Annotated in this window: 19 protein-coding genes and 3 pseudogenes; 16 read left to right on the forward strand and 6 right to left on the reverse strand. The window is 63.2% G+C overall.

The window, feature by feature from the left end; translation table 11 throughout:
* The first annotated feature begins 85 nt into the window (after window positions 1–85).
* The 8 genes and pseudogenes from B0G76_RS24985 to B0G76_RS25015 all read left to right on the forward strand — a co-directional run bounded on the left by B0G76_RS24985 (window position 86) and on the right by B0G76_RS25015 (window position 9,534).
* Window positions 86–858 (forward strand): annotated as a pseudogene (locus B0G76_RS24985) (SDR family oxidoreductase).
* A gap of 218 nt (window positions 859–1,076) precedes the next feature.
* On the forward strand, window positions 1,077–2,909 hold the full coding sequence (locus B0G76_RS24990; protein WP_120294887.1) for a S10 family peptidase: 1,833 nt from the start codon (window positions 1,077–1,079) through the stop codon (window positions 2,907–2,909).
* A gap of 161 nt (window positions 2,910–3,070) precedes the next feature.
* On the forward strand, window positions 3,071–3,496 hold the full coding sequence (locus tag B0G76_RS24995; RefSeq protein WP_120294888.1) for a type IV toxin-antitoxin system AbiEi family antitoxin domain-containing protein: 426 nt from the start codon (window positions 3,071–3,073) through the stop codon (window positions 3,494–3,496).
* A complete protein-coding gene (locus tag B0G76_RS44060; protein ID WP_259460715.1) occupies window positions 3,459–3,896 on the forward strand; it encodes a nucleotidyl transferase AbiEii/AbiGii toxin family protein in 438 nt (145 codons plus the stop codon). The genes B0G76_RS24995 and B0G76_RS44060 overlap by 38 nt, the downstream gene beginning before the upstream one ends.
* Before the next feature lie 14 nt (window positions 3,897–3,910).
* On the forward strand, window positions 3,911–4,411 hold the full coding sequence (locus B0G76_RS44065; RefSeq protein WP_259460716.1) for a nucleotidyl transferase AbiEii/AbiGii toxin family protein: 501 nt from the start codon (window positions 3,911–3,913) through the stop codon (window positions 4,409–4,411).
* 104 nt (window positions 4,412–4,515) lie between these two features.
* Window positions 4,516–6,276, forward strand: coding sequence for a VRR-NUC domain-containing protein (locus tag B0G76_RS25005; protein WP_120294889.1), 1,761 nt, complete (start codon window positions 4,516–4,518; stop codon window positions 6,274–6,276).
* Window positions 6,273–8,549, forward strand: a complete 2,277-nt coding sequence (locus B0G76_RS25010) for an ATP-dependent DNA helicase (RefSeq protein WP_120294890.1) — start codon at window positions 6,273–6,275, stop codon at window positions 8,547–8,549. The genes B0G76_RS25005 and B0G76_RS25010 overlap by 4 nt, the downstream gene beginning before the upstream one ends.
* A 133-nt stretch (window positions 8,550–8,682) precedes the next feature.
* Window positions 8,683–9,534 (forward strand): alpha/beta fold hydrolase, encoded by an 852-nt coding sequence (locus B0G76_RS25015; RefSeq protein ID WP_120296784.1) that lies wholly within the window; start codon window positions 8,683–8,685, stop codon window positions 9,532–9,534.
* Here the strand turns inward: B0G76_RS25015 and B0G76_RS25020 are convergent.
* From B0G76_RS25020 to B0G76_RS25035, 4 genes are all read right to left on the reverse strand, one after another.
* Window positions 9,473–12,130, reverse strand: coding sequence for a mechanosensitive ion channel family protein (locus tag B0G76_RS25020; protein WP_120294891.1), 2,658 nt, complete (start codon window positions 12,128–12,130; stop codon window positions 9,473–9,475). The genes B0G76_RS25015 and B0G76_RS25020 overlap by 62 nt on opposite strands.
* Window positions 12,131–12,362: 232 nt before the next feature.
* Window positions 12,363–12,713: an NIPSNAP family protein gene (locus tag B0G76_RS25025; protein ID WP_120294892.1), complete on the reverse strand. Its 351-nt coding sequence runs from the start codon at window positions 12,711–12,713 to the stop codon at window positions 12,363–12,365.
* Window positions 12,714–12,828: 115 nt separating this feature from the next.
* On the reverse strand, window positions 12,829–14,514 hold the full coding sequence (locus B0G76_RS25030) for an MFS transporter (protein WP_120296786.1): 1,686 nt from the start codon (window positions 14,512–14,514) through the stop codon (window positions 12,829–12,831).
* Window positions 14,477–15,913: a sigma-54 dependent transcriptional regulator gene (locus B0G76_RS25035; RefSeq protein WP_120294893.1), complete on the reverse strand. Its 1,437-nt coding sequence runs from the start codon at window positions 15,911–15,913 to the stop codon at window positions 14,477–14,479. The genes B0G76_RS25030 and B0G76_RS25035 overlap by 38 nt, the downstream gene beginning before the upstream one ends.
* A gap of 107 nt (window positions 15,914–16,020) precedes the next feature.
* On the opposite strand from B0G76_RS25035, the gene B0G76_RS42525 reads away from it, so the two are divergent.
* The 5 genes and pseudogenes from B0G76_RS42525 (at window position 16,021) to B0G76_RS25055 (ending at window position 20,496) form a co-directional block, all read left to right on the forward strand.
* Window positions 16,021–16,254, forward strand: a complete 234-nt coding sequence (locus tag B0G76_RS42525; protein WP_147394080.1) for a hypothetical protein — start codon at window positions 16,021–16,023, stop codon at window positions 16,252–16,254.
* A 912-nt stretch (window positions 16,255–17,166) separates the two neighbouring features.
* Window positions 17,167–17,454 (forward strand): hypothetical protein, encoded by a 288-nt coding sequence (locus B0G76_RS25040; RefSeq protein WP_120294894.1) that lies wholly within the window; start codon window positions 17,167–17,169, stop codon window positions 17,452–17,454.
* Window positions 17,455–17,516: 62 nt separating this feature from the next.
* Entirely contained in the window at window positions 17,517–18,737 is a 1,221-nt protein-coding gene (locus tag B0G76_RS25045; RefSeq protein ID WP_120294895.1) for an AAA family ATPase, read from the forward strand.
* Window positions 18,738–18,757: 20 nt separating this feature from the next.
* Window positions 18,758–18,955 (forward strand): annotated as a pseudogene (locus B0G76_RS44070) (isoprenylcysteine carboxyl methyltransferase); the annotation flags it as partial.
* Window positions 18,956–19,053: 98 nt separating this feature from the next.
* Window positions 19,054–20,496 (forward strand): nicotinate phosphoribosyltransferase, encoded by a 1,443-nt coding sequence (locus B0G76_RS25055; protein WP_120294896.1) that lies wholly within the window; start codon window positions 19,054–19,056, stop codon window positions 20,494–20,496.
* A 72-nt stretch (window positions 20,497–20,568) separates the two neighbouring features.
* Here B0G76_RS25055 and B0G76_RS25060 read toward each other — a convergent pair whose 3' ends face one another.
* Both B0G76_RS25060 and B0G76_RS25065 read right to left on the reverse strand, forming a co-directional pair.
* Window positions 20,569–22,407, reverse strand: a complete 1,839-nt coding sequence (locus B0G76_RS25060; protein WP_183082228.1) for an ATP-binding cassette domain-containing protein — start codon at window positions 22,405–22,407, stop codon at window positions 20,569–20,571.
* 79 nt (window positions 22,408–22,486) lie between these two features.
* Window positions 22,487–23,362 carry an extracellular solute-binding protein gene (locus B0G76_RS25065; RefSeq protein ID WP_120294897.1) on the reverse strand — a complete coding sequence of 292 codons (876 nt, stop codon included), beginning with the start codon at window positions 23,360–23,362 and terminating at the stop codon, window positions 22,487–22,489.
* A 293-nt stretch (window positions 23,363–23,655) separates the two neighbouring features.
* Here B0G76_RS25065 and B0G76_RS25070 point away from each other — a divergent pair.
* The 3 genes and pseudogenes from B0G76_RS25070 to B0G76_RS25080 all read left to right on the forward strand — a co-directional run bounded on the left by B0G76_RS25070 (window position 23,656) and on the right by B0G76_RS25080 (window position 25,284).
* Window positions 23,656–24,144, forward strand: a pseudogene (locus B0G76_RS25070) (molybdopterin-dependent oxidoreductase).
* A 54-nt stretch (window positions 24,145–24,198) separates the two neighbouring features.
* Window positions 24,199–24,834: a nitrogen fixation protein NifQ gene (locus B0G76_RS25075; RefSeq protein WP_120294898.1), complete on the forward strand. Its 636-nt coding sequence runs from the start codon at window positions 24,199–24,201 to the stop codon at window positions 24,832–24,834.
* A gap of 39 nt (window positions 24,835–24,873) precedes the next feature.
* Complete coding sequence (locus B0G76_RS25080; RefSeq protein WP_409076728.1) at window positions 24,874–25,284, forward strand: winged helix-turn-helix domain-containing protein; 411 nt, start codon at window positions 24,874–24,876, stop codon at window positions 25,282–25,284.
* Window positions 25,285–25,318 lie beyond the last annotated feature (34 nt).

Here is a 25,318-nt window from a genome sequence, read left to right on the forward strand (position 1 = left end):
TGACCCGCTCGCGGTCTATTTGCGCCTTTGCGACGCGTCATGCGCTTCTATACTTTGGAGTCCATCTCAACGTACGGAGGCAGTCATGGCGGACCATTCTCTTGCCGGAAAAGTGGCGCTAATCGGCGGCGGCGCGAAGAATCTCGGCGGCTTGATTTCGCGTGAACTCGCAAACGCCGGGGCCGCAGCCGTGGTCGTGCACTACAACAGCGAAGCGACCAAAGGTGCCGCCGAGGAAACGGTAGCCGCGGTCCAGAGCGTCGGCGCGAAAGCCGTAGCGATTCAGGGCGATCTGACACAACCTGCAAACGTCACACGATTATTCGACGAGGCACTGAGCCACTTCGGAAAGATCGACATCGCCGTGAATACCACGGAGATGGTGATCAAGAAGCCGATTGTCGAGCTCACCGAGCACGACTACGACACAATTTTTCGATCAACTCGAAGGCGGCGTTTTTCTTTCTGCAGGAAGCGGGCAAGAAGCTCGCCGACAACGGCAATATCGTCACGATCGTGACGTCGCTGCTGGCTGCCTATACGCCGTTTTATGCGATCTACGCGGGCAGCAAGGCGCCGATCGAACACTTCACGCCGGCGGCTTCGAAGGAATTCGGCGAGCGTGGCGTTTCGGTGGTGGGCGTGGCGCCTGGACCGATGGATACGCCGTTTTTCTATCCCGCCGAAACCACGGATTCGGCGGCCTACAACGCCAGTGCAGCGGCGCTGGGTAAGCGAACGCGCAGCGGGCTGACCGAGATTCAGGATATTGCGCCGCTGGTGACGTTTCTGGTGACGGACGGATGGTGGATTACCGGCCAGACGATCTTTGCCAACGGCGGTTACACGACGCGGTAGGGACGGGTCCTGGGCTGACGCCGGCTTTCTTTATCGTTTCGGTTTGTTTTCGTTTTCCTCAATGAAACACGCCGAAACAATGCGGCATGGGAAAGCTGTGCATTGCAACCGGTTTTCGATTGACGTCTTCGATGCTTGCGTAAAGAATCGTTCGCCGAGTTCGTCTTAATCCGGACAAACGGAACATCGACGCCTATCGATTCGCAGCCGGAAACGCCATGGCCCTTCGCTTCTATCTCTTGTTGCGCCGATCACTGGTGGCAGGATCCGTGGCGGCCGCCCTGGTGGCGATGGCGCTTGTCCTCGCCATCATTGCCGCGTTCAGTCAGATGTGCGCAGCGGCCGAACTGGACGACGCATCCCCGGCAACGGCCAGCACGGAAACAGCCACGTCGTCGGCCAGCGCGGCGAGCGTGCCGGCTGTTCCTGGCGTGCCGGGCACTCAGGCAGAGCCCGCCGGCGAGGCTGCCGATACGAACGGCCAGCCCGTCAAGGAGCCGCGCGCCAATCCAGCGCGTACCGGCCGTCCACCACGGCTTGCCGCCGCCAGCCAGAACGATATGCAAGACGATCTGCAGCACGACGCCAAACCCGGGGCCGCGGCGATCCCCGTGCCGCCGGAAAGCGCTGCGGTGACCCAGCATTCGATCCGGCTCGACGGCCGCAAGATCGACTACACGGCGACTGCCGGGAATCTGCTGCTGCGCGACAAGAACGGCCAGGGCAATGCGAGCGTTTTCTATGTCGCCTACACCTTTCCCACGAAAAGTCCTTCGACGCGCCCCGTCACCTTCCTCTTCAACGGCGGACCGGGTGCGGGCACGGTGTTCCTGATGATCGGCTCCTTCGGGCCGAAGCGGGCGCGGACATCGAGTCCCGCGAGCACGCCGCCCGCGCCGTATGTGCTGGAGGACAACCCCGATAGCCTGCTCGACACTACCGATCTGGTTTTTATCGACGCCGTGGGCGCGGGTTTGTCGAGGGTTGTGGGGCATGGCACGGGGAAGGACTTCTGGGGCGTCGATCAGGACCTCCGCGCGTTTTCGCAATTCATCGATCGCTATCTGACGCTGAACCAGCGCTGGAATTCGCCCAAGTATCTGCTGGGCGAATCGTACGGCACCGCGCGCGCCGCGATGCTCGCGTACCAGCTGGGCCAAAACAATATCGCGCTCAACGGCGTGATCCTGATGTCGTCGGTGCTCGCTTCCTCGGCGTTTTCACCGGGCTTCGATTTCCAGAGCGAGAGCTACTTGCCGAGCTTCGCGGCTATCGCGTGGTACCACGACAAGATCGTTCCGAAGCCCGCCAGTCTGCCGGCCTTTCTCGACGAGGCCCGCGCGTTCGCACGTGGGCCCTATGCGCAAGCACTCGCGCAGGGCGACGCGTTGCCGGACGCGCAGCGCGACGAGATTGCCGCACGCGTCGCGCAGTTCACGGGGCTCGACGTCGATTACGTGAAGCGAAGCCGCTTGCGCCTCTATCCGTCGCGCTTTCGCAGTCAATTGCTGCGCGATCAGTCGCGTAGTGTCGGCCGTTTCGATGCACGTTTCGAAGGAATCGAATTTGACGGCGTGTCCGAACGTCCCGATTTCGATGCGTCGGTGAACAGCGTGTCGAGCGCTTTCGACGCCGCGCTTCATCAGCATCTTGCGCAGGACCTGCACTTCACGCCCGCCGACGCGTATCGCGTCTTCAATGACGACGCGTTGACGCAGTGGGACTGGAAACACAAAGAGTGGTGGGGCGAACACTTGTCCGTGCCGTATGCGGCGGGCGATCTCGCCGAAGCGATGCGGCAGAATCCGCAACTGCGCGTGATGTCGGTGAATGGCTATTTCGATCTCGCCACGCCGTTTTATGCGACCGAGTACGCGCTCGCGCATCTGGGTGTCGATGCGCCGCTACGCGCCAACGTGCGAATCGCCTACTACCCGACCGGCCACATGATCTATCTCGACGATGCCGCGCTGCATGCGCTCAAGCGTGATCTGGCGAGCTTCTATGCGGCGGGCGCGGGCTCGCCTTCATCAGCGGCGGCGAGTCGCTGAACGGTAAGAATTCTGGTGGGCGCCTTGGCTCCAGGAGGCAAGACCGGGTTTATTCCGGGTGCGTGTCATACTAATCCGGTGATCGATATTTGTTATAGATTTGTATTTATAATCATAAAGTTGTGAAGTATTTTAGATCAACTTGATGAGCGGAGTTTGTCATGGTTCTCGAAGACCGGCTGAAGATAGCAATTGCCAAGCGGGCGTCCGACGTGTTCCTGCGGACCGAACTCGCCCGTCTTGGCAGCGAGGCTCAAGTCGGGCGGGCGCTTCGCAAGCTGCTCGATAGCGGGGTCATCGTTAAGCTCGGCGTCGGCGTGTATGCAAAAGCCAAGCGCAGCGTCCTGTCAGGCGCGCCGATTCCTGTCCAGCCAGTTGAAGTCCTGGCCGAGGAAGCCCTGACCAGGATGGGCGTCAAGGTCTACCCGAGCAGGCAAGTCGAGTTATACAACGCGGGGAAAACGACTCAACTGCCAGCCGGAACCGTGATCAATACCGGCAATCGCCGCGTCGTGCGGAAATTGGGTTTCGGCAAGAAAACTGTTCAATATGAAAATAATCTCGGAAGAACAGAAAGAGCTTATTGATTCGATCACGGCGGAAGGGTTGGCTGGAAACCTCTCTGCCTTCATCCTCGAAAAAGATATCCATGTCATTGACGCCTTGCACGCGTTGGCGAAACTACAGCATCAGCACGTTCAATTCGTGTTTTGCGGCGGCACGAGCCTGTCCAAAGCGCACAATTTGATCGAGCGGATGTCCGAGGATGTCGATCTGAAGGTGGTGCTGAATGCGGATCACGGGCTCACGCAAAGCGGCGTGAAGACCCATCTTGGCAAGCTGAAAAACGCCGTAATCAATGCGATGAAAGCATTGGGCTTCCACATCATTAAAAAAAACTGGCGCTCAACGCAAACCGTTACTTCGCATCCGGTTGGAGTTACAAAGCGCGCTATACCGCTCACACCAGCTTGCGACCTCATTTAAGTCTCGAATTTACGGTGCGCACGCCGAGCTTTGCCGTTGCGCAAAAGCCGATCGGGTATCTGACCGATCGTTTGGCGAGTCGCGAAGGGGCACGTGTCCGCATGCCGTGCGTCGCTGTCGAGGAAACACTCGCCGAAAAGGTGCTGTCATTCTTGCGCCTTCATGCGGAACACCGGGCGGGTGTGCGGGAAAAGTGGGACCAGGCATTGGTGCGCCATATCTACGACACCTACTGCATCGTCGGCTCGAACGCGGAATTCGTCGACCGGGCAGCGGCTCACTTCAAGGACTGCGTCGAATACGATCCCGGAGAGTTTCATCATCACACGGCGTTTGTCGACGATCCGAAGCGATCCATGGCGGCGGCCCTTGCGACAGCGGAAACAGAAGAGCAGACGAAACGCGAGTATGAGCAGGTGCTGCTGCCGCTTGTCTATGGAGAGACGAAGCCGACTTTCGGAGAGGCTTTCGCGGTATTCAAGTCGACGGCATTACGGCTTCTCTCAACACTTTAACAACCACCGGACCTCACACCCCGTTCGGCTAATCGCTTGCCAGCCGTCTCTCCCACGGTTTTTGATATCATCACTGTATAAACATACAGGTTCCGTGAAACCCCGTGGCGACAGATGCTCCGTCAGACTTCCGCGCTGATGCCCTTTACTACCTGCTGAACTTCGAGCGTGCGCTGGCGTGGCTTGCCGAGCGTTACGACGATCTGCTAGACGCGCACGAACATGGCTTCCTGCGCGAATTCGCCGCTTTGCCGCAGCCGTCGCGCGCGTTGCTGGTTCGCATGCTGATGCGCAAGGGCACGCTGTTCCGCGCCAGCCGTCTTTCCTATGACGAGATCGGTTGCCCCTTGCAGGCAGTTGCGCCTCTCGCCGCGCTCGGCTGGGTCGATACCGAACCGGGCCTGACGCTCGACGATTTGTTCGCGCTCACCACCCGCCCTGAGTTGCTGTTGATCTTTGCGGACGCCATCGCCTTGATTCCCGGCGCGAAGGGCCTGCGCAAACCCGATCTGCTGGAAACCCTGCGGCCGTTTTACGACCTTGAGGACGAAGACGGGGAAGGAGGCGCCGCTGTGCATTCGTTGTCCACATGGCACAGCGAGACCACCGACCGAGTCTTCCACGTCTCCATTGCGCCGCTTTGCGACCGTCTGCGGCTGATGTTCTTCGGCAATCTGCAGCAGGACTGGTCGGAGTTCGTGCTGGCCGATCTTGGCGTGTTCCAGTACGAGAAGGTTGCCTTTGCGCCGTCGTCGCGCGCATTCCAGCAACGTGCGGACGTGGACGTGTACCTTGCGTTGCATGCATGCCGCGAAGCACTCGACCGGCTGCCGCCGGGCGACCCGGAAGCTGGGGCAATCGACGAGCTCGTTGCCGTGATCGGGGCGATTGAAACTTCGAACCCCTGGCTCGAAACGCGTCGCGCGAAATTGCTGTTCCGTATCGGCCAACATTGCGAGCGTCAACAGAACTGGCCTGCGGCACTCGCCGTCTATGAGCGTTGCGCGTGGCCCGGCGCGCGCCATCGGCGCTTGCGTGTGCTCGAGCGCAGCGAACGATTCGACGAAGCCTTCGCCCTCGCTTCGCAAGCCGCTACCCGGCCTGAAAACGAAGAGGAAATGCAGCGCGTCGCGCGCATGTTGCCGCGTTTGCAGCGCAAGCGCGGCGAGCGGGTGGCGCGTGTGCCTGCTGCACGGCCGGTCGAGCGCAGCACACTGGTGCTGCCGAGGCCCGAGGCGCCGCAAGCGGTCGAATATGTTGCGCGCGATTATTTGACTTGCGAGTCGGCGCCGGTTCACTACGTCGAAAACGCGCTGATCAATTCGCTGTTCGGCTTGCTGTGCTGGGAGCCGGTGTTCGCGGCGCTGCCTGGCGCGTTTTTCCATCCGTTCCAGCGCGGGCCGGCCGATCTGCATGCGCCGGATTTTCATGCGCGCCGCGCGGAACAATTCGCGGCGTGTCTCGCGCAACTCGACAGCGGTGACTATCGCGAGACGATTCTGCGGCATCTCCAAAGCAAGGCAGGTCTGCAATCGCCGTTCGTATTACGGGGCTTGCTGACGCCGGAACTGGTCGTGCTGGCGCTCGATTGCCTGCCTGCCGCTCATCTGAAACTGTGGTTCGAGCGCCTGCTGCGCGACATCCGCGGCAACCGTTCAGGCCTGCCGGATCTGATCCGCTTCTGGCCGACCGAGCGCCGTTATGAGCTGATCGAAGTGAAAGGCCCCGGCGACCGCTTGCAGGACAACCAGATCCGCTGGCTCGCGTACTGCGCGCAACACGGCATGCCGGTGCGCGTGCTCGACGTGCGCTGGGCCGATGAGGACGTCGCCGTGCCCGAAGTGGCGGCAGAGGCCGCCCCATGACCTACACCGTCGCCGTGCGGGCGATGTGCGAATTCACCGCGAGGCGCGGCGATCTGGATCTGCGCTTCACACCCGCGCCCACCTCGCTGGAAGGCATGGCCGGTCACGTGACGGTCGCCGGGCGGCGCGCGTGCAGCTACGAAACCGAAATCGCGCTGACCGGCACGCACCGTGGTTTGACCGTGCGCGGCCGCGCCGACGGTTACGACCCGGCGGCAAACCGGCTGGAAGAGGTCAAGACCCATCGTGGCGCGCTCGAACGGATGCACGCCAATCATCGCGCGCTGCATTGGGCGCAGGCGCTGGTGTACGGCCATCTGCTGTGCCGCGCCCGCGGGCTCGCCGAATTGACGGTCGCGCTGGTGTACTTCGATATCGGCAGTCAGAAGGAAACCTCGCTGACTGAAACGCACACCGCGCGAGAGTTGGAGATCTTCTTCGTCGAGCATTGCGAGCGCTTTCTCGATTGGGCCGTGCAGGAAGAGGCCCATCGCGCCGCGCGCAATGCGGCGCTCAACGCCTTGCAGTTTCCGCATGGCGAATTCCGCAGCGGGCAGCGCGAACTGGCGGTGGCGGTGTATCGCGCGGCGCGTGACGGCAAGCCGTTAATGGCGCAGGCGCCTACCGGCATCGGCAAGACGCTGGCAACGATTTTTCCGCTGCTCAAGGCGTGCGCGTCCGAGCAGATCGACCGCGTGTTTTTCCTCACCGCGAAGACGCCGGGCCGCGCGCTCGCCCTCGATGCGATCGAAACGCTCCATCAAAGCGCCGCGCCGTCCGTTGCGCGGTTGCCGCTCAGAACGCTGGAACTGGTCGCGCGCGACAAGGCCTGTGAGCATCCCGACAAGGCCTGCAACGGGGAGTCCTGTCCGCTTGCGCACGGCTTCTACGACCGGCTCGACGCGGCTCGCAGCGCAGCGCTAGCCGGGCCGAGGCTCGATCGGGCGTCGGTGCGCGAAGCGGCGCTCGAACACGACGTCTGCCCGTACTATCTCGCGCAGGAGCTGGCGCGCTGGTCCGACGTGGTGGTCGGCGATTACAACTACTACTACGACAGTAGCGCGATGCTGTACGCGCTCACGCAGATCAATCAGTGGCGCGTCGGCGTGCTGGTCGACGAGGCGCACAACCTGCTCGACCGGGCGCGGCGCATGTACAGCGCGTCGCTCGATCAGGCGGCGTTCCGGCTCGTCCGCAAAACCGCGCCTGCCACGTTGAAGAAGCCACTCGAACGACTTCAGCGCGAGTGGAACGCCGTCAAGCGCGCGCAGACCGCCACCTATCAGGTCCACGCCGACGTGCCCGGCAAACTGCTGTCGGCCGCCCAGAATCTGATCGGCGCAGTGACGGATCAACTCGCCGATGCGCCGCTTTCGATCGACGAAGCGTCGCTGCGGTTTTTCTTCGACGCCATGCATTTCGTCGCGCTGGCGGAACAGTTCGGCGAGCATTCGATTTTCGATATCACGCTCACCAGGGATCGCTACGCGCCACGCGACAAAACGAGCGCCACGCTCTGTGTGCGCAACGTGATTCCGGGACCGTTCCTCGCGGGGCGCTACGCTGCCGCGCGCACCACGGTGATGTTCTCCGGCACGTTCAATCCGCACCATTTCTATCGCGACACGCTGGGTCTGCCCGAAGAGACGAACTGGCTCGACGTCGAAGGTCCGTTTCGCGCCGAGCAATTGCAGGTGCGTGTGGCGGGCAATGTATCGACGCGCTGGCGTGACCGCGAACGTTCGCTCGTGCCCATCGTCGATCTGATCGCGAAGCAGTACGCCGCGCAGCCGGGCAACTATCTCGGGTTTCTGAGCAGCTTCGAATATCTGCAGCGCGTGGTGGCGTTGATGCGCGAGCGTCATCCGGACCTGCCGGTATGGACCCAGGAACCGGGCATGGACGAAGCGGCGCGCGACGCGTTCCTCGCGCGCTTTCGCACTATGGGGCAGGGCGTGGGCTTCGCCGTGTTGGGCGGCGCGTTCTCCGAGGGCGTCGATCTGGTCGGTCAGCAGCTAATCGGCGCCTTCATCGCAACACTCGGCCTGCCGCAGATCAACGACGTCAACGAGCAGATGCGCCGCACGATGGACGCAAAGTTCGGCAACGGCTACGACTACACGTATCTGTATCCGGGCTTGCAGAAGGTGGTGCAGGCCGCGGGCCGGGTTATTCGCACGGAGCAGGATCAGGGTGTGGTGCACCTGATCGACGACCGTTACCGGCGTCCGGAAGTGCGTCGGCTGTTGCCGCGCTGGTGGCAGGTGCAGTAGGGAAGGGCAATAAGCGGCTCACCGTCGGCTCGCAACTTCATCTCTTTACCTCCCAGGTAATCGACCCGTGTACCGCCGCCAGGCAAAGTGGCGGCACGGCACAACGATTCCGACCCACGGCAAAGAGGCTTCCATGAACGCGACCGCACCGTATCTCACCGACGACCCCAACATCATCCGCACCGCCGACTACACGCGCCTTTTCTACCGCGACTGGGGACACGGCACGCCGATCGTGTTTCTGTCCGGCTGGACGCTGAATTCAGACATGTGGGTCTATCAGATGGAACCCCTGTCGCACCTCGGCTACCGTTGCATCGCTTATGACCGCCGCGGCCACGGCCGTTCGAGCGACACGGGGCGCGGCTACGATTTCGACACGCTCGCCGACGACCTCGATAGCGTGCTGACCACGCTCGAATTAACTAACGTGACGCTGGTGACGCACTCGATCGCGAGCGGCGAAGCAGTGCGCTATCTGACGCGGCATGGTTCGGAACGCGTGGCCCGGATTGCGTTCATCGCGCCCGCCGCCACGCCGTATCTGCTGAAAACCGAAGACAACCCGAACGGGATCGACGCCGCCCTGTTCGAGCAAGGCCGCCTCGCGCTGAGCCGTTCCTTCCCCGACTGGATCGAGGCCAATGCCGGACCTTACTTCGGCCCGGGCGTGTCGCGCGCACCGCTCGACTGGACGATCCGCATGATGCTGCAAACCTCGCATCAGGCCATGCTCGAACTCGCCCGCATTCAGACGATCACGGATTTCCGCGCGGAGCTGGCCCGCGTCCGGGTGCCGTCGCTGGTCGTGCATGGCGACTGCGACGCGTCCGCGCCGCTCGAACTCACGGGGCGGCCGACCGCGGCCCTGATCGAAGGCGCTTCACTGAACATCTATGCAGGCGCCGGCCACGGCCTGTACTTCACTCATGCGGAGAAACTGAACCAGGATTTGCTGGCGTTCCTGGGCCACCAGTCGGCTTAGGGGCGACGGGCAGTTGATCTTCCACCGGCGCGTCGGCCTTCGCGGCGGCCGCCGTTGAAGGCGGTTCGTCCTTCGCAGCGGCCGCGGGGGCGTCCTTCGCTGCGGCCCCAGGGACGCCATTCAGTGCGCCGTTCGATTCGACTTTGGCCGGCACGCTCTCCGGGTCCCACGTCAGCAAATGCCGCTGCGGATTCGCGATTTCGATGCCGCGCGCGCTGAACTGGTCGAGAATGCGCCGGTTGAATTCACGCTGCACGCCCCAGCGCGCGCTGTCGCGGCATTGGATCTGGCCGGCCAGCGTCACCGCCGAGCCATCCACGCCATCCACGCCCCAGAAGCTGAAGTCGGACAGAATGCCGTCCTTGAACTTTTCATCTTCGCGCAGCGCCGCGCCGATTTCCTTCAGCGTGTCGATCGCCAGATCGACGTCCTCGCCGAATACGATATTCACCTTCACCGCCGCATTGCCGAGTCCGCGATTGGTGTTGTTCACCGTCGAGACTGAACTGAACGGCACGGTGTATAGCGAGCCGTCGCCGCCGCGCAACCGCACGGTGCGGATCGACAGATATTCGACCGTGCCGGACACGCCCGCGAGCGTAACCCAGTCGCCGACCTGCATGGCGTTTTCCATCAACAGGAACATGCCGGTGATGAAATCCTGCACCAGCTTTTGCGAGCCGAAGCCGAGCGCCACACCGAAGATACTTGCGCCCGCCAGCAGCGGCCCAATGTTCACGCCGAGTTCGCTCAGGCCGGTGAGCACCACGACCAGCGCGATCGCGCAGAAGAGCACGCTGCGCAGCATCGGCAGCAGTGTGCGCAGACGCGCGGCACGCACCAGGTCGCCCGTGGTGGTCCAGAGGTCCAGCCGCTTCTCGATCGCGACGTTGGCGCTTTCCCATAGCAACAGCGCGATCGCGGCAGCGACACCGATCGTGATCAGCGCCGAAGCCAGCCGATGGCCGATCGAACCGGCGCGGAACAGCTCGCCCACGTCGACGCCCCATACCTGCAGCAGCGCGAGCGCGGTGATGATGCCGATGATCCAGATGACGACCCGCCGCAGCAGCGGGTAATAGCGATAGGCGTGCTGCTGTACAAGCGTCTTCTCCGCGTCGCCCTGTACGTTGAAAAGCCGCGCAATGGCGCCGAAAATCACGATCGCGACGACCCGCGCGCCCACCAGGATCGCGAGCGTAATCCCGCCGAGATGCAAGAGCGTGTGATAGCCGTTCTGCACGTCCAGCGCCCAGATAAACCACAGCGCCATCACGATGAACACCGCAAACCATGCCCACGCGTCGGCCAGCGCATTGCCGAACATTTCCAGCGATTTGCCCGCGGCGAAGCGCTTGCGGATCAATTCGCCGACCGGCTTCGCGCAATGCAGGATCAGGATCGAGATCATGATGTGGCCGGCGAGTGCGACCACCTTCATCAGCGCGAGATGCGCCGCGTCGTTCAGGCCGAGCGACTGCGCGATCTCCGCGATCGCCGATCCTGCGCCGACCACGGTGACGATCCGCACGATCCAGCGCTGCACGAAAACGGCCCACGCATCGCTCATGCGCAGCAGACGCAGGCGCGGCGCGGTGGGTTGCAGGAAGAAGCCGCTGGCGATCACGATCAGGCGGCACAACACGTAGATGTCGATTAGCGAATCGAGCGCACGGTCTTGCGGCGTGCCGTCTTCGGTGAAGACCGACATCAGCGCGCTCGCCGCGGCAACGAACACCGCCAGCGGCAACAGGCGCAGCACCATCGTCAGCAGCGCGCGAGGCAGACGCTGCAGAAGCGTCCAGTGATGCGCGGCGTGCTGCTTGCCTTTGGCTTCGATAGCCTTGCCGGTGGTGGGCGCGGGTGTGCTTGCGGACGCGCCAGGCTTCGCTGCTTGTGCCGTTGCTTCGGGAGAAACGAACGAAGCGGATGAAGCTGCTTTCGGCGCATCGGCCGGTTGCGGCGGAACGACAAAGGGCAGGTCGGCTTGCTTCGCCGCGTTGTCAGCGTTGTCAATGTCCCGCTCGCGACGCGCGGCGAGGGCCGCATACGCGCGACGCAACAGGCGACGCGCGAGCCATTCGAGACCAAGCGCGGGCAGCAGCGCCGCCAGCAGCGACCCTACAACGTGACCCAGCAGGCTACGCGCTTGCGGGTTGGTCGATTGCCAATGCCACCAGGCACGCACCGACGTTACGTCGAGCAGCGCGGCGACCGAACTGCGTAAGGACAGGCCGAAGCGCACCGCCCAATGCGCGCCTTGGCGCGCCAGTTGCGAAGCGAGGCCATTGGACTGGAATGCGCCCGGAGCTGGCGCGGCGCCGCCGCTGGCCGCGGCAGGGGCCGAAGCCGCCGCCGGCGCCGGCGGCGCGCTGAGCTCGCCCGCTGCGGCGATCGCCTGGAGCGTGTCGCTGACTTTCGCGCGGCGTGTGGGGTCGTTGAGGACGCCGAGGGCCTGACGGGCCTGTTCGGGCGTCAGGGTGAGCGCGGCGCTGGAGGCCGGGGATGCGGCGGCGGGTTGCGCCACGGCGGCAAAGACCGGCGAGGCGCTCAGGATGAGAAAAACGAGAAGCCAGGCTTGGAATATTTTGCGCATAGGGTGTAAGGCGGGGGTACCAGGTGCGGACGGTGGTGTGCCGGAACACGTGAATCGGTTCGGCGGCGTGACCTTGAACCGACACGGGTTGGGTCGTACAAGTTCCATCCGGGGGGCTTTCGGTGGTCACCTGGTGCTTGCCTGGCCGGTTCGAATTGTAACGGCAGGCAGCAAAAAGCCTGCCTGCCCACCGGCGTCGCCAGCCCCGATGGACCCGCAGCCCCTGCGACGCCTATTCCGTTGCGTCCACCGTGCCCATTGCCGCCACCCCGAGTGTGCCTTCGACCACCTCGGTGAAGGTGCGCTCTTCACGCAGGATGAAGCGCTTGGTCTGCGCGAACTGGAAATTTTCCCGCGCCTCGAAGTCGGTTCGCAGCCGTGCCCGATAGGTTTCATACGCGGCGAGGCTGTCGAACGCAATCAAGCCCCAGGCGACGTCGTTGGTCCCTTCGTGGGGCAGAAAGTAGCCGATCAGATGGCCGCCGCAGCGCGGAATGATGCGGCCCCAGTTGCGAGCGTAGTCGTTGAAGGCATCGCGTTGGAATGGGTCGATCTGATAACGGATAAAGCAGGTAATCGACATATGCAAGCTCCCGATCGGGTCGTGGTGGTCTGAGGTCACTGGGTACCAGTATGGGACGCGGTTGCGCTCGACGTTTCACTGTTTTCCGAACTGTCGATGAAATAGCGCTGCCGTGCTAGGGCTCGCGTGGCGAGCGGATAGTCAACGCCGCCAGAACGGCGCCGGCCAGTGCGCAAAACGCCGACACCAGCGCCACCGCCCGCAGCGCCGCGCCCAAGGCCTCCGTTTGAGCCCGGGTCACTTCGGCATGCGAAACGCTTTGCGCGGCACCGGACGGCGCCTCGTCCGCATCCGTACCGGCTTCTGCCAGACTTGCCGACTGACGCGCAGCCTGACGCACCTCCTGAGGGATATTCAACGCATCGAGCCGCGCGTCGAGCGCCGCGTCGTGCGACCAGACGAACACGATCCCGAGCACGGCAATCGCCAGCAGACTCGCCACCCTGGCGACGGCGTTATTGATACCCGAGGCGACGCCTGTCCGCGCGGCGGATACGGATGTCATCACGGTCGTCGTCAGGGGTGCGACGGTAATCGTCATGCCGAGCCCGAGCACGACAAGCGCTGGAAAAAAGCCGCGCCAATAGTCACCGCGTACCCAGGGCAGCGTGAGCATCGCAAAGCCGATTGCCGCGATTCCCGGCCCGATACCCAGCAGGGCGCGCGCGCCATAACGGCTCGTCAAGCCGCCGGTGAAACGCGATAACAGGCCGATTGTGACCGGCACCGGCAGCAATGCGGCGCCTGCCTCGGTCGCGCTATAGCCATACGCGCGGATCAGCGTGAACGGCAGGAAGAACAGCGCGCCGCCCAGCCCGAAGTAGAGCAGCAACGTGACGAGGTTCGCGCCGACGAAGTCGCGCGAATGGAACACGTCAAGCGGCATCATCGGATTGCGGGTCCTCGCTTCGAGCGCGACGAAGCCGCTCAGCACGAGCAGGCCGCCGAGGATCAATGCCAGCACCCAGCGGTCGCCGAAGCCGCGCGCCGAGGCGAGGGTCAAGCCGTAGGTCAACGCGGCGAGCCCCGCGGCCGCTGTGACGGCGCCCGGCCAGTCGAGCCTGGGCAGCGTGCGCCCTTTCGGCGCAGGGTCCGTGCCGGTGGTATCGTCTTGCCGGCTATCCGGCACGGCGATGACCGCCAGCGCGATGGTTGCGCACGCAATCGGTACGTTCAGAAAGAAAATCGACCGCCACGAAAATGCATCGACGAGCCAGCCGCCCGCCACCGGCCCGAGCGCCGACGTGATCGCGCCGACGCCGGCCCAGGTGCCGATCGCCCGGCCACGCTCCTTGTCGTCGAACACCGCGCCGATGATGGCGAGACTGCTCGGCACCAGCAGCGCCGCACCGATGCCTTGCACGGCGCGCGCCGCGATCAGGGCGCCAGCGCCAGGCGCTACGCCGCAGCCGATCGAGGCCAGCGTGAACAAACCGATTCCCGCGATAAACACGGTGCGCCGGCCGAGCGTGTCGCCGAGCGAGCCGCCCACCAGCACTAGCGCGCCGAGAAACAGCAGATACGCGTTGACCACCCACTGGATCGCCGCGACGCTCGCGCCCAATTCGGTCTGGATCGACGGCAGCGCGACGTTGACCACGGAGCCGTCGATGAACGCCATGCTCGAACCGAGGATGGTCGCGGCAAGCGCAAGCTTTTTGCGCCTGCACGGGTAATCGAGGCTAAGGGGCTGGGCGCCGATGGCGAGCGTGTCGCACGGGCTCGCCTGGGCGGGGAGGACGGAAGAGGGGCGCCCCACAAGATCAAACCAGCGAGGACGCCTGCCGCTCCGCCTCTTCATCGGCATCCGCGCCGCCGTTGGCATTCGTCGCGCGGCTGGTCACCGGTTCCTGATGCAGCCGGTTCGCATGCATCAGGCGGTACAGCGTCGCGCGGGAAATGCCGAGTTCGGCCGCGGCCTCGGACAATTTATAGCCGTGCCGCTGCAACGCGTGCTCGATGGCGTCCTTTTCGGCCTTGCTGCGGATCTCCGCCAGCGTCACGGCCGGGCCGTTGTCGGCTTCCGGCAAGCCAAGGTCGCTCGCCGTGATAAAGCGCCCCTCGCTCATCACCACGGCACGGCGCACGCAGTTGATCAGCTCGCGCACGTTGCCCGGCCACGGATAGTTAGACATGGCGACAATCGCGTCGCTCGACAGCCCGCGCAGTTTGCGCGCGCCGTCCTGCTTGTACATGCTGAGCGCATAGTTGGCGAGCAGCTTGATGTCGCCGCCGCGCTCGCGCAACGGCGGCTCGACGAGCCGCAGCACACACAGGCGGTGATACAGGTCGGAGCGGAAGCGGCCGTCTTCGACGGCTTTGTCCAGATCGACGTGGGTCGCCGAAATCACCCGTGCGTCGACGTTGATCGGCCCATTGCCACCCAGCCGTTCGATGGTGCCTTCCTGCAGAAATCGCAGCAGCACCGCCTGGCACTCGTGCGGCATGTCGCCGATTTCGTCCAGAAACAGGGTGCCCTCGTTAGCGCTTTCGATCCGGCCGATCTTGCGTTGTAACGCGCCCGTAAAGGCGCCGCGCTCGTGGCCGAACAATTCGGCTTGCAGCAGGCTCGGCGGAATCGCCGCGCAATTGATCGCGACGAACGCCCGGCCGGCGCGCTGCGAGCGGTCATGAATCGCACGGGCGGTCAGTTCCTTGCCGGTGCCTGATTCGCCGGCGACGAACACCGGGGCTTCGGTCACGCCGCATTTGTCGATGCGCCGGTACAACTGCTGCATTGCCTCGCATTGCCCAACCATGCCGTGCCGGCCGAGCGAGGGTTCCGGCGTGGTTGGTTCGTGCCGCAGGCTCGACAGCCCGTGTGCGTGGCCGAGCGCGAACACCAGCCGCTCGTTCAGCCACGGCCGGGTCACGAAATCGAAGCAGTAATCGAGGATGAAGCGGCTGACCAGCTCGTTTTCAGACTGGCCCGGCGCGATCTGCGCGACCCAATTGGTTTCCACGCGGCGCATGCAGGACGCCAGCGCGGACAAATGCTGCGACGTGCAGTCATTGGGCAATTCGACGAGGCCGACCTTGATATTACCCCGCTCGATCATGCGTTCGGCGACCGCCGTGCTCCTTGCGTGCACCGCCTGCCAGCCCGACGAGGCCAGGAAGCGGGTGAGATCCTGATCGGGCGAGTCCGATACGTAAAGGACGGTGCGTTCGGCGTCGACAGGCGTGCAAGTCGTATTCATGTAACCCCCGGATCGATGCTGCTCTCAGAACTTCTTTTCGACGAATTGGACAGACCGGCAATGACAAATCACGGTAAGCGGCAATGGCGGGGGGATGAAGCAGCGGCGTGAGCCGCTGGGTGCGCATTGTCCAGATAACGGAACAGCGTTCAACGCTGAAACCGCGCGACTATTTCATCCCCGAATCACAAAAGCCGTTATACCTCGGTGGCCTGACACAGGCGCTCTACGTGGCGCATGGCTTAACGATAAGCGAAAGCGCTTTCGAGCGCCATACAAACAAATCTGGATTCAGAAACGTTTTTCTTACCGCGATATGTCAGCTTGATGTTCAAAAATAGCCAGTCAACCCCTGCTATGCGCGCAATGCCACACAGCAGTTGCAAACTCCACGGCAGTCATCATGCAACGGATACTTTGCCGTCGAATGCCCGTGTCTCAGGCTTGCGACACATTGGGCAGCGGTTGCCGGCGGTGCTTCGTGGCCCGAAGCATCGGCACATTTGACCGGGCCGCGCCGCAAAGCGCGGCCAGACGCGGCCGATGAGATTCGCATTTCGTGATGCAGCCAGGTAGATCCTTCTGTCTTGCGCCAAAGGGTGAGCCAATCGCGTGTCGAATTCGAATCAACGTGTGCCGCGAGGCATGGTCAGGCGCGGTGCGTTGCAGCAAAGATCAGCGTGCAGCAAGGGGTTGAAGGTACGTGGCACAGCCATTGCAATAGGAGTCTCACGAACGAATGCGTTGCCGCCTGGTTCCTGAGGCGCGGGGAAACAACAGCCGGAGACCGGCGGCAAACATCGTCTTCGTAAGCGCGGCCGGGGAAGCCAATGTGTCTTACGAGGGTACGGCGGGGCCAATGAAAAACGGATGTCAAAAAAACGGGATGAATGGGCGATACGGCGTATCGCTCATTCTTCACCGGACAACGTCAAGCACTGACCTCGCCACTTTTTCCGTCAAGTTGGGCGGAATCGAACTGGATGGCCGGCATGGCCGGCGATAGCGACAGGTACCGCGCTCGAGCCATTCGCGAGCGCTCGACGCACAGAACAGGGAAGGGGCAGCGCACGGTCAGGCCGGCCGGCGCGAAGAAGCGGGGAGGAGTGGCCTGAGTCTCCATAGAGGGACACACGCTACGAGGTGGACCGGGCGCCGTGCCTGCGCATTAGCGCGGGCACGGCCTACCTGGGCCTGACCTGGGGCTTACCTGGATAGGGTCCTGAAATGACTAATCAAGCGCGGGGGTTGTCATGAAAACGATCAGCAAGCCGGTCGCATCGCGGCCGGACCATCACACCGCGGCGCACGGCGCCGGGCTCTCCTATCAACGTCACTTCGGGCGCCAGCGTACCTTGTTCGCCGCGCCGTCATCCGATCTGTTCACGCTGGTGATCGCCGAGGCAATGAAACGTAATGCACAGGCCGAGATTCAACGCGACGCGTTACGCGACGCGATGTATGAAATGCCGGTTTCGCCCGAACGGGACCACGATTGGACCGCGGACATCTCCCCATCGGATCCCGGCGAACGCGCCTGAACGCCGACTGTCATTAAGGTGGCCTTTCTTACTGGAGGGCTTCAGTCCGGCGGAGACCCGACATGATCGACATTTTCCTGATTTCGTCCAGCGCGGAGCGCGCGCTGCATATCGTCGCGCGCCTCGAAGAAAGCGGTGTCGTGTATCGTTTGCGCACCGCTTCCTGCACGGTGCGGCAATTGCGCATGCACGCCCGAGAAATCCGGAATGCCGATCTGCTGATTGTCGACGACGTCGATCTGAGCGCGCGAGAACTGGGCGGCGTCGAGGAGGCGCTGGCCTGCTCGCCTGCTTTGCACTGCATGCTGATTACACCGGCACCGTCCGCTGCCTTGCTGACCGCGGCGACGCGCGTCGGCGTGCGGCATGTACTGTCATGGCCGCTGGATGTGTATGAGATCACCGCGGCACTTACGCATATCGCCGCAAAAAAAAGTGCGGGCGTGCGCCCAAGTGCAGGGGTGCGCCGCGCCGGACGGGTTGTCTCGCTGGCGTCGTGCAAGGGCGGCAGCGGCACCACGCTGATCGCTGTGAATCTCGCCTGGTCGCTGGCCGAACTGAGTAACAGGCGCGTGCTGCTGATCGATCTCAGCCAGCAATTCGCCGACGCCAGCCTGCTCATGGCCGACAAACCGCCGCCCGCGACGCTCACCGATCTGTGCTCACAGATTGACTGCCTCGACGCCGCTTTGCTGGACGCCTGTGTGATGCATGCACACGCGAACCTCGACGTGCTGGCGGGAGCCGGCGACCCGCTCAAGGCGGCCGGGGTGCTGCCCGGGCAACTGGAGCACATTCTCGCGCTGGCGCGCGAGCGGTACGACGCAGTGCTGATCGATATTGGCCAAAGCGTCAATCCGCTGACGATCCATGCACTCGATCGTAGCGATGCAATCTGCATGATCGTGCGGCAAAACCCACTTTACCTGCACGGCGGCCGCCGGATGCTCGATATTTTCAAGGAACTGGGTTATCCGCCGAGCAAGGTGCGGGTCGTGGTGAATCAATACGACAAGGACGCGTGCATCAACCTGTCGACGCTCGAACAGACCCTCGGCGCGAAGGTCGCGCACCAGCTTCCGCGCGACGAAAAACAGGTCAACGAGGCGCTCAACCGCGGTGTGCCGCTCATCACTTCCGCCCATGACAGCGCGCTGGCGCAAGGCATTTGTCTGCTCGCCGATATGCTGTGGCCGGTCATCGCCGAGCCCCGCAAAGGCATGCTCGGCCGTCTGTTTGCTACGCGGCCCAACTTGTCGCGGCAACTGAAGCCGGGGCACTGAGCCAATCCGGTCGCCGGGAGTTCGCCAAGGTGTCGCTGCGCAGGTCCTTTGGTATTTTGCCCGCGAACTTCGGGGTTCAGAGCGCGATTGCCTACGGATGCCTGTTCGCATTGCAGGTTGGGCGCATTGTGCGGGAAGTGCGGCTGCTGTCCGATGACGAGCGGTATCGTGCTTACCGGGGCAAGGTGCGGTCCCGGGTCATTCCGGGCGTGTTTTGACAGTGTATGGTGTAGTTTTGGGTACGGACAGCGTAAGCGGCAAGAGCCGCTGCCGGCCTGATTACTCTTGAGAGATCCGCACGAGCACACCGTCACCCATGCAAAGCGAAATCAACCCTTTCAGCGCAATGGCGTCGATCCTGTCCAATCCGATTCTCAACACGGATTCGTATAAGGCGTCGCACTATCTGCAATATCCGCCCGAAGCGTCGGCGATGTTTTCATACATCGAGTCGCGCGGCGGGCGCTATGACCGCACGCTTTTCTTCGGACTCCAGATGCTGATCAAGGAGTATCTGTGCCGGCCTGTTACCGCCGGGATGATCGATCAGGCGAAGGCGTTCTTCACGGCGCACGGCGAGCCGTTCAACGAAGCCGGCTGGCGCTACATCGTCGAGCGTCATGACGGTTATCTGCCGGTGCGGATTCGCGCGGTACCGGAAGGCTCGGTTGTGCCTACGCACAACGTGCTGGTCACGGTCGAATGCGACGATCCCCAGGTGTTCTGGCTGGCCACGTATCTGGAAACCATGTTGCTACGCGTGTGGTATCCGATCACGGTCGCGACGCAAAGCTGGCATCTGCGCAAAACGATCCGCGCTTATCTGGAGAAGAGTAGCGACGACCTCACGCAATTGCCCTTCAAGCTGCACGATTTCGGCGCGCGCGGCGTGTCGAGTGCGGAGTCGGCGGCGATCGGCGGCTCGGCGCATCTCGTCAGTTTCATGGGCTCGGATACGGTGCTCGGCGTGGTTGCCGCGAATCACTACTACAACGAACCGATGGCGGCGTTTTCCGTGCCGGCCGCGGAGCACAGCACGATCACCTCATGGGGCCGCGAGCGTGAAACCGACGCGTTCCGCAACATGATCGCGAAGTTCGGCAAGCCCGGGGCGATCGTTTCGGTGGTGTCCGATTCCTACGACCTGTTCTCCGCGCTCAAGGCATGGGGCACGGAGTTGAAGCAGGCGGTGCTCGATTCCGGCGGGACGCTCGTGATCCGGCCGGATTCCGGCGATCCGCTGACGATCGTCCTGCAGACCATGCGGGCGCTCGAGGCGTCATTCGGTTCGACGGTGAACGGCAAGGGGCGTCGCGTGCTCAACAACGTTCGCGTGATTCAGGGCGACGGCGTGAATCCGGACTCGATCGAGGCGATCCTGGCGGGTATGGATCAGGCCGGCTTTGCAGCGGACAACATCGTCTTCGGCATGGGCGGCGCGTTGTTGCAGCAGATCAACCGCGATACGCAACGGTTCGCCATGAAGTGTTCGGCTATCCGGCTTGCGGATGAATGGCACGACGTACACAAAGACCCGGTCACGGATGCCGGCAAGCGCTCGATGAAAGGGCGGCTTACCTTGCTGGTGAACCGTCACACCGGCGAATATCGGACGGTGACGCTGCCGGTGGCGTGGGATGACCGGACCGTCGAAGCGGATTGGGACGAGGCGCTCGGCACCGTTTTCGATTCCGGGAAATTGCTCGTCGATATGGCGTTTTCTGAAGTCAGGAAGCGGGCTCACGCAGGTGAGGGTTAGCCGGCGGTTTGCCTCCGGTGGCGACTAGACCGTCATGCCGCTGCCGGAGCTAAATGAGCTAAAACAAACGCGTCAGATCACATTCCAGACCGACACGCCAGACCCCTCGATATCGATCCGGCAAGGGCTTCCTTCCCGCAGCCGGGTATCTTCGTTCGCGATGTCGAAGCGTACCCCTGCGATATTCAAGCGGACATACCGTTCGCCGCGCCGTAACTCGACCGCTTCGACCACGCCGGCATAAGCGCCGTCGGGCGAGATAACGACGGCGTGGGAAGATACGCGCCACATCACCCGTTGCCCGGCCGGAATGGCCGAGCCGCTATCGTTCGTTGCGATCGCCAACCCCTTGCCGATCTCGACGTGACGAGGCGCCGTCATCACCCCCTCGCCGACGTTGTGCAAGCCGAGCAGTTCGGCCACCCGCATCGAAGCCGGTCGTTCGAACACCGCGTCGATGAAACCCGCCTGCAGCACGCGCCCCTGTTCGACCACCAGCACCTCGTCGGCAAGCAGCGCCGCTTCGTCGGGATCGTGCGTGACGATGATCGTCACCGCCGCGATCTCGCGCTGCAACGCGCGCAGCGACTGCTGCAAACGCCGCCGCCGTGGCGTGTCGAGCGCGGCGAACGGTTCATCGAACAGCAGCAATTCGCTATGGCGTGTGAGCGCCCGCGCCAGCGCCACACGTTGCCGCTGACCGAACGACAGTTGATGCGGTAAACGCGCGGCCAATTGCGCGAGGCCGAGGTGATCGAGCCAGTAACGCGCGCTGGCTGCGTCGGCGTCGACGGGAAACGCGAGTTGCTGCGCAACCGTCATATGCGGAAACAAGCCATAGTCTTGCGGCATGTAGCCGATCTGGCGGCGCTCGGGCGGCAGCGGGCTCAAGTCGGTTGCGCCGAGCCGGACGGAACAGGACGCGTTGGATTCGAGCCCTGCAATCAGACGCAACGCCAACGATTTGCCTGAGCCCGACGGCCCGATGATCGCCAGCCGCCGCGTTGCGGGCGTCCACGCGATGTCGAGCTCGAACGCGCCCAGGCGGCGCTGCAAATGGAAGGTGAGGCGACGATCGGAAGGCTCGCCACGGCTCGCCGTTAAATCCGTGCCGGGTTCCAGCGCGTCGTCGCCGTTTTCGGTTTGTTCGAGCGAGGCTTTCTGCCGAAGGCTGTAAATCGACAGCGCCGCGCAGACAATCGCAATCGCGAGCGTCGGCAGCAGCAGGGGCATCATCGCCGGCAAGCCTTGGCCGCCGAATACGACGTATGTGTAGACCGGCAGCGAATACGGGTGATAAGCCACCATCACCGTCGCGCCGAATTCGCCGAACGCACGCAACCAGGCTAGCGCGAGTCCCGCGCGAATCGCCGGCCATGCAACCGGCAACATCACGCGGAAAAAGCGGCTGCCCGCATGATGGCCGAGCGTTGCGGCCACGTCGTCGAGCACGGGGTCCACGGCGGAGAATGCCGATTTTGCGGCGATGATCAGGAAGGGCGCGGCCACGAAAATTTCCGCGAGCACGATGCCGGCGAACGAATCCGTCAGCATTCCGCTGGTGAACCGGCCGATCCAGCTATACGGGCCCAGTAGAAACAGCAGCAGGACGCCACTCGTGAGTGGCGGCAAGGCGAGCGGCAACTGCACGGCGAAGCCGAGCAGCGCCATCTTGCGCGAGTTGGAGCGCGCCAGCAGATAGCCGAGCGGCACGCCGCCGAGCAGAATCGCGAACGAGGCCACACTGGCGCTCGCCGCCGAAACGCCGACCGCCGACCACACCGCGGTCCAGTCGACATTCGGCCAATCGGCCGCGCCGAGTTGCGGCACGCTCGCGATAAACGGGGCGCACAGATAGACGGCAAGCAGTGCCGCCAGCCACAGCAGCGGTCGGGACGCGGACGGCTTCACGGTCTGACTTACAGTCTGACTCGCCGCCTGACTCGCCGACTGATTCATCTGCTGATTCACCGCCTGTTTCACCACCACCTTACTGCGCAGCGTCGATCACGGCTTGCACCGAAGGCAGCATGGCTTGCACGTTGCCGGTAACGGTCGGTTTGACGACATCGACACCGTGTTGCTTGAGCAGCGCGCGCCCTTGTGCGCTCAGCAGGAAGTCGACGAAGGTGCTCGCGCCCGCATGGTTCGGGGCATCGCTGAGAATCGTCAGCGTGTAGCTTGCTTTGGCCTGCAATTCGGGTGCCGGACGAATCGCCGGAATTTTCAGGTCAGACGTTTCGGTCGAGTAGAAGAAGCCGGCATCGAGCTGACCGGATTGCAGGCGGCCCACCAGCGTTTCTTCAGGCAAAACCTGCGCGGGATTTTCCGCGGCGCCCAGCGTCTTCTCGACAAGATCCGGCTGATGGTAGAGGTCCGCGGCTTTCGTCATCATCTCGACCGTGAATGCGCCCTTCGGATCGAGCTTCGGATCGGTACGCCCGATGCGGATGCCCGGCTCCTGCAACACCTGGTCCCAGCGCTTGTTTTTGAAGTCCGCGGCGAACTTGCTTTGCGGGTTATAGCCGATCATCAACGGCGATTCGGCGAAGTTCACATACCACGTAACGTGGTCGCCGTTTGCCTCGCCCATCAGGCTACTGTTCACCTTCGGGCTCGCGCTGATGAACACGTCGCCGCGGCGCAGCTTGCCCTTGATCTCGTTAGCAATCTTGTTCGAGCCCGCTGCGTAGCCGCGGAAGTGCTGGCCCGTGGCTTTCTCGAAGGCGGGCCCCACGCTGCGCTCCATCAGATTGACGAGCGACCCGGCGTACAGCACGTTGACGGTGTCGTCTTGCGCGAAGACGGGTGCGGCGGTCGCCACGCCGGCGACGACCATGAAAGATGCGAGCAGCTTGCGAATCATGCGATTAACCCCGGTGCGTTATTAAGAGCGTTATATTACGACGCCATTGTGTGGCGTGTGTTGCTGCGCGCTCTGTGGGGGGCAATTCAATTGAGCAATAGAGCGGGAAAATCCGCACAAGGCTCGATCGGGATGAGCCCGAGACGGTGTCGCGCCAGACTGGCGCCGATATGTCTGGCGATATAGTACGTACCGATGCATTTTTGCGCCGCGGCGGCCATCGCAGCGTAATATACACACGGACATAACGAGCGACCAAGCCGCTCAGGCATCAACGCTGGAGATAACCGCGTATGGATAGTGTGAATGCGATTGCCGCGCCTGCCGTCGAAGGCGCGCTTGTCCTGAGCGGACGGTTCCAGCGCCCGCTATCTTTCGACCTTGAGCGGCTCAAGGCTTACGAAAGCGTGCTGGCCACGCCGTTCGATCTGCGCTGCTAAACGACGAACCGCTTCATCCGCAGCGTCGAGCCTTACCGCGGCGTGCGATTGACGACCCTGATCTCGGAAGCGGGCCTCCCGAACGACGTGCCGGGCGAGTTCAAGCGCACGGTGTTCGTGGCGGTGGGGCACGATGGCTATGTCGTGACGTTTTCATGGCATGAACTGTTCAACACGCCGGTCGGCGAGAATGTGCTGGTCGCGTACGAATGCGGTGGCCGCGCGCTCGATGCTGACGAAGGCGCGCCGATTCTGTTTTCCGGTTCGGACATTCTGCCTGCGCCACGTCACGTCAAACGTCTCGCGCGTATCGAGGCGCATGTTTTGAAGCCTTTGGCGTAGGGGACCCCAGCGACAGGCGTAACATGATCCCCTGTTCAATATCGCGTTGCCGCCATGCCTGACGAACCGCTTTCGCCTGTGGCCGAGACTGCCGAGCCCGGCATCGAACCGCTGCGTGCGTCTGTCGATACGCAGGTTGCCGAGCGCGCGGCAGCGTGGCTGGCCGTGGCCACGGACGCCGCGTCGCCCGATACGCGACTTTTCGCGAAGCTGATTGCCGCTCGCGACGTACGCAATGAACTTGCGCTGCTTGGGTTGCCGCAGCAGGCGTGGCGCGCGCTGCTGGGGCGGCATTTTGTGCACGCGGCCTTGCCTGTCCGTTTGTCTGCATTGCCTCGCATCGACACCAACGAGCACACGGCATTCGTCGAAACGCTCCGCGCGCTGCTGCTCGCCCATTCCAGCACCACGGTCAACGCGGACGACACTCGCTGTCTTGCCTCGATCATCGCTCATGCGTGCTTGCGGCCAGATCACCTGTGGCGCGACCTCGGTCTTGCGGGCCGCGAAGAAGTCACGTGGATGTTGACGCGTTATTTCCCGACGCTCGTCGAACTGAATGTCGATAATCTGCGCTGGAAGAAATTCCTCGCCCAGCAGCGTGCACTTTCCTTAGGACTTCAGCCCGGCCCGGCTCCCGGTTGCCCGGGCTGTGAAGACTACGGGCATTGCTTTCCCGGCCACCCCTGAAGGCCGTTCGGCCAGGTGGCAGCGCGAGATGGTTCGTGTATGCTTTCGCGCATGGCTGAAACCGCGAAAACCAAACCAAGACCCGCGACTCAATCCGCGAAACCGCGTCCGGAAGTGCGCTTCAGAATGCGCATCCGCAACGGCGACGCCGTCGCGCTCGGGCCGGGCAAAGTCGAACTGCTCGAAGCCGTGCGCGAGTACGGTTCGATCTCGGCCGCAGCGCGCAGTCTCGGCATGTCATACCGGCGTGCATGGCTGCTGATCGACGAACTGAACCGCTCGCTCAAATCGCCCGCCACGCACTCGGAGCAGGGCGGTCAAAGCGGCGGTGGCTGTACGCTCACGCCAGTGGGCGAAAACATCATCCGTCTATACCGTGACGTCGAAGTCGAGGCGCAACGAAGCTGTGCGAAACAGATCGCCGAATTGACCCGGATGATTCGCTCCTGAGAAACGGAGGCTGGGACTGACGGCTCTGCAGTTC

Origin of the sequence: Paraburkholderia sp. BL23I1N1 (genome assembly GCF_003610295.1) — a bacterium.
Lineage (GTDB): Bacteria > Pseudomonadota > Gammaproteobacteria > Burkholderiales > Burkholderiaceae > Paraburkholderia.

What these genes read in the sequence shown, in the direction of transcription:
- B0G76_RS25065 (WP_120294897.1), bottom strand. Translation starts at nt 23,362, where the DNA reads ATGATTCGCAAGCTGCTCGCATCTTTCATGGTCGTCGCCGGCGTGGCG.
- B0G76_RS25045 (WP_120294895.1), top strand. Translation starts at nt 17,517, where the DNA reads ATGATCGACATTTTCCTGATTTCGTCCAGCGCGGAGCGCGCGCTGCAT.
- B0G76_RS25030 (WP_120296786.1), bottom strand. Translation starts at nt 14,514, where the DNA reads ATGAAGAGGCGGAGCGGCAGGCGTCCTCGCTGGTTTGATCTTGTGGGG.
- B0G76_RS25035 (WP_120294893.1), bottom strand. Translation starts at nt 15,913, where the DNA reads ATGAATACGACTTGCACGCCTGTCGACGCCGAACGCACCGTCCTTTAC.
- B0G76_RS25020 (WP_120294891.1), bottom strand. Translation starts at nt 12,130, where the DNA reads ATGCGCAAAATATTCCAAGCCTGGCTTCTCGTTTTTCTCATCCTGAGC.
- B0G76_RS25075 (WP_120294898.1), top strand. Translation starts at nt 24,199, where the DNA reads ATGCCTGACGAACCGCTTTCGCCTGTGGCCGAGACTGCCGAGCCCGGC.
- B0G76_RS24990 (WP_120294887.1), top strand. Translation starts at nt 1,077, where the DNA reads ATGGCCCTTCGCTTCTATCTCTTGTTGCGCCGATCACTGGTGGCAGGA.
- B0G76_RS25015 (WP_120296784.1), top strand. Translation starts at nt 8,683, where the DNA reads ATGAACGCGACCGCACCGTATCTCACCGACGACCCCAACATCATCCGC.
- B0G76_RS25010 (WP_120294890.1), top strand. Translation starts at nt 6,273, where the DNA reads ATGACCTACACCGTCGCCGTGCGGGCGATGTGCGAATTCACCGCGAGG.
- B0G76_RS25040 (WP_120294894.1), top strand. Translation starts at nt 17,167, where the DNA reads ATGAAAACGATCAGCAAGCCGGTCGCATCGCGGCCGGACCATCACACC.
- B0G76_RS25025 (WP_120294892.1), bottom strand. Translation starts at nt 12,713, where the DNA reads ATGTCGATTACCTGCTTTATCCGTTATCAGATCGACCCATTCCAACGC.
- B0G76_RS25055 (WP_120294896.1), top strand. Translation starts at nt 19,054, where the DNA reads ATGCAAAGCGAAATCAACCCTTTCAGCGCAATGGCGTCGATCCTGTCC.
- B0G76_RS44060 (WP_259460715.1), top strand. Translation starts at nt 3,459, where the DNA reads ATGAAAATAATCTCGGAAGAACAGAAAGAGCTTATTGATTCGATCACG.
- B0G76_RS24995 (WP_120294888.1), top strand. Translation starts at nt 3,071, where the DNA reads ATGGTTCTCGAAGACCGGCTGAAGATAGCAATTGCCAAGCGGGCGTCC.
- B0G76_RS25080 (WP_409076728.1), top strand. Translation starts at nt 24,874, where the DNA reads ATGCTTTCGCGCATGGCTGAAACCGCGAAAACCAAACCAAGACCCGCG.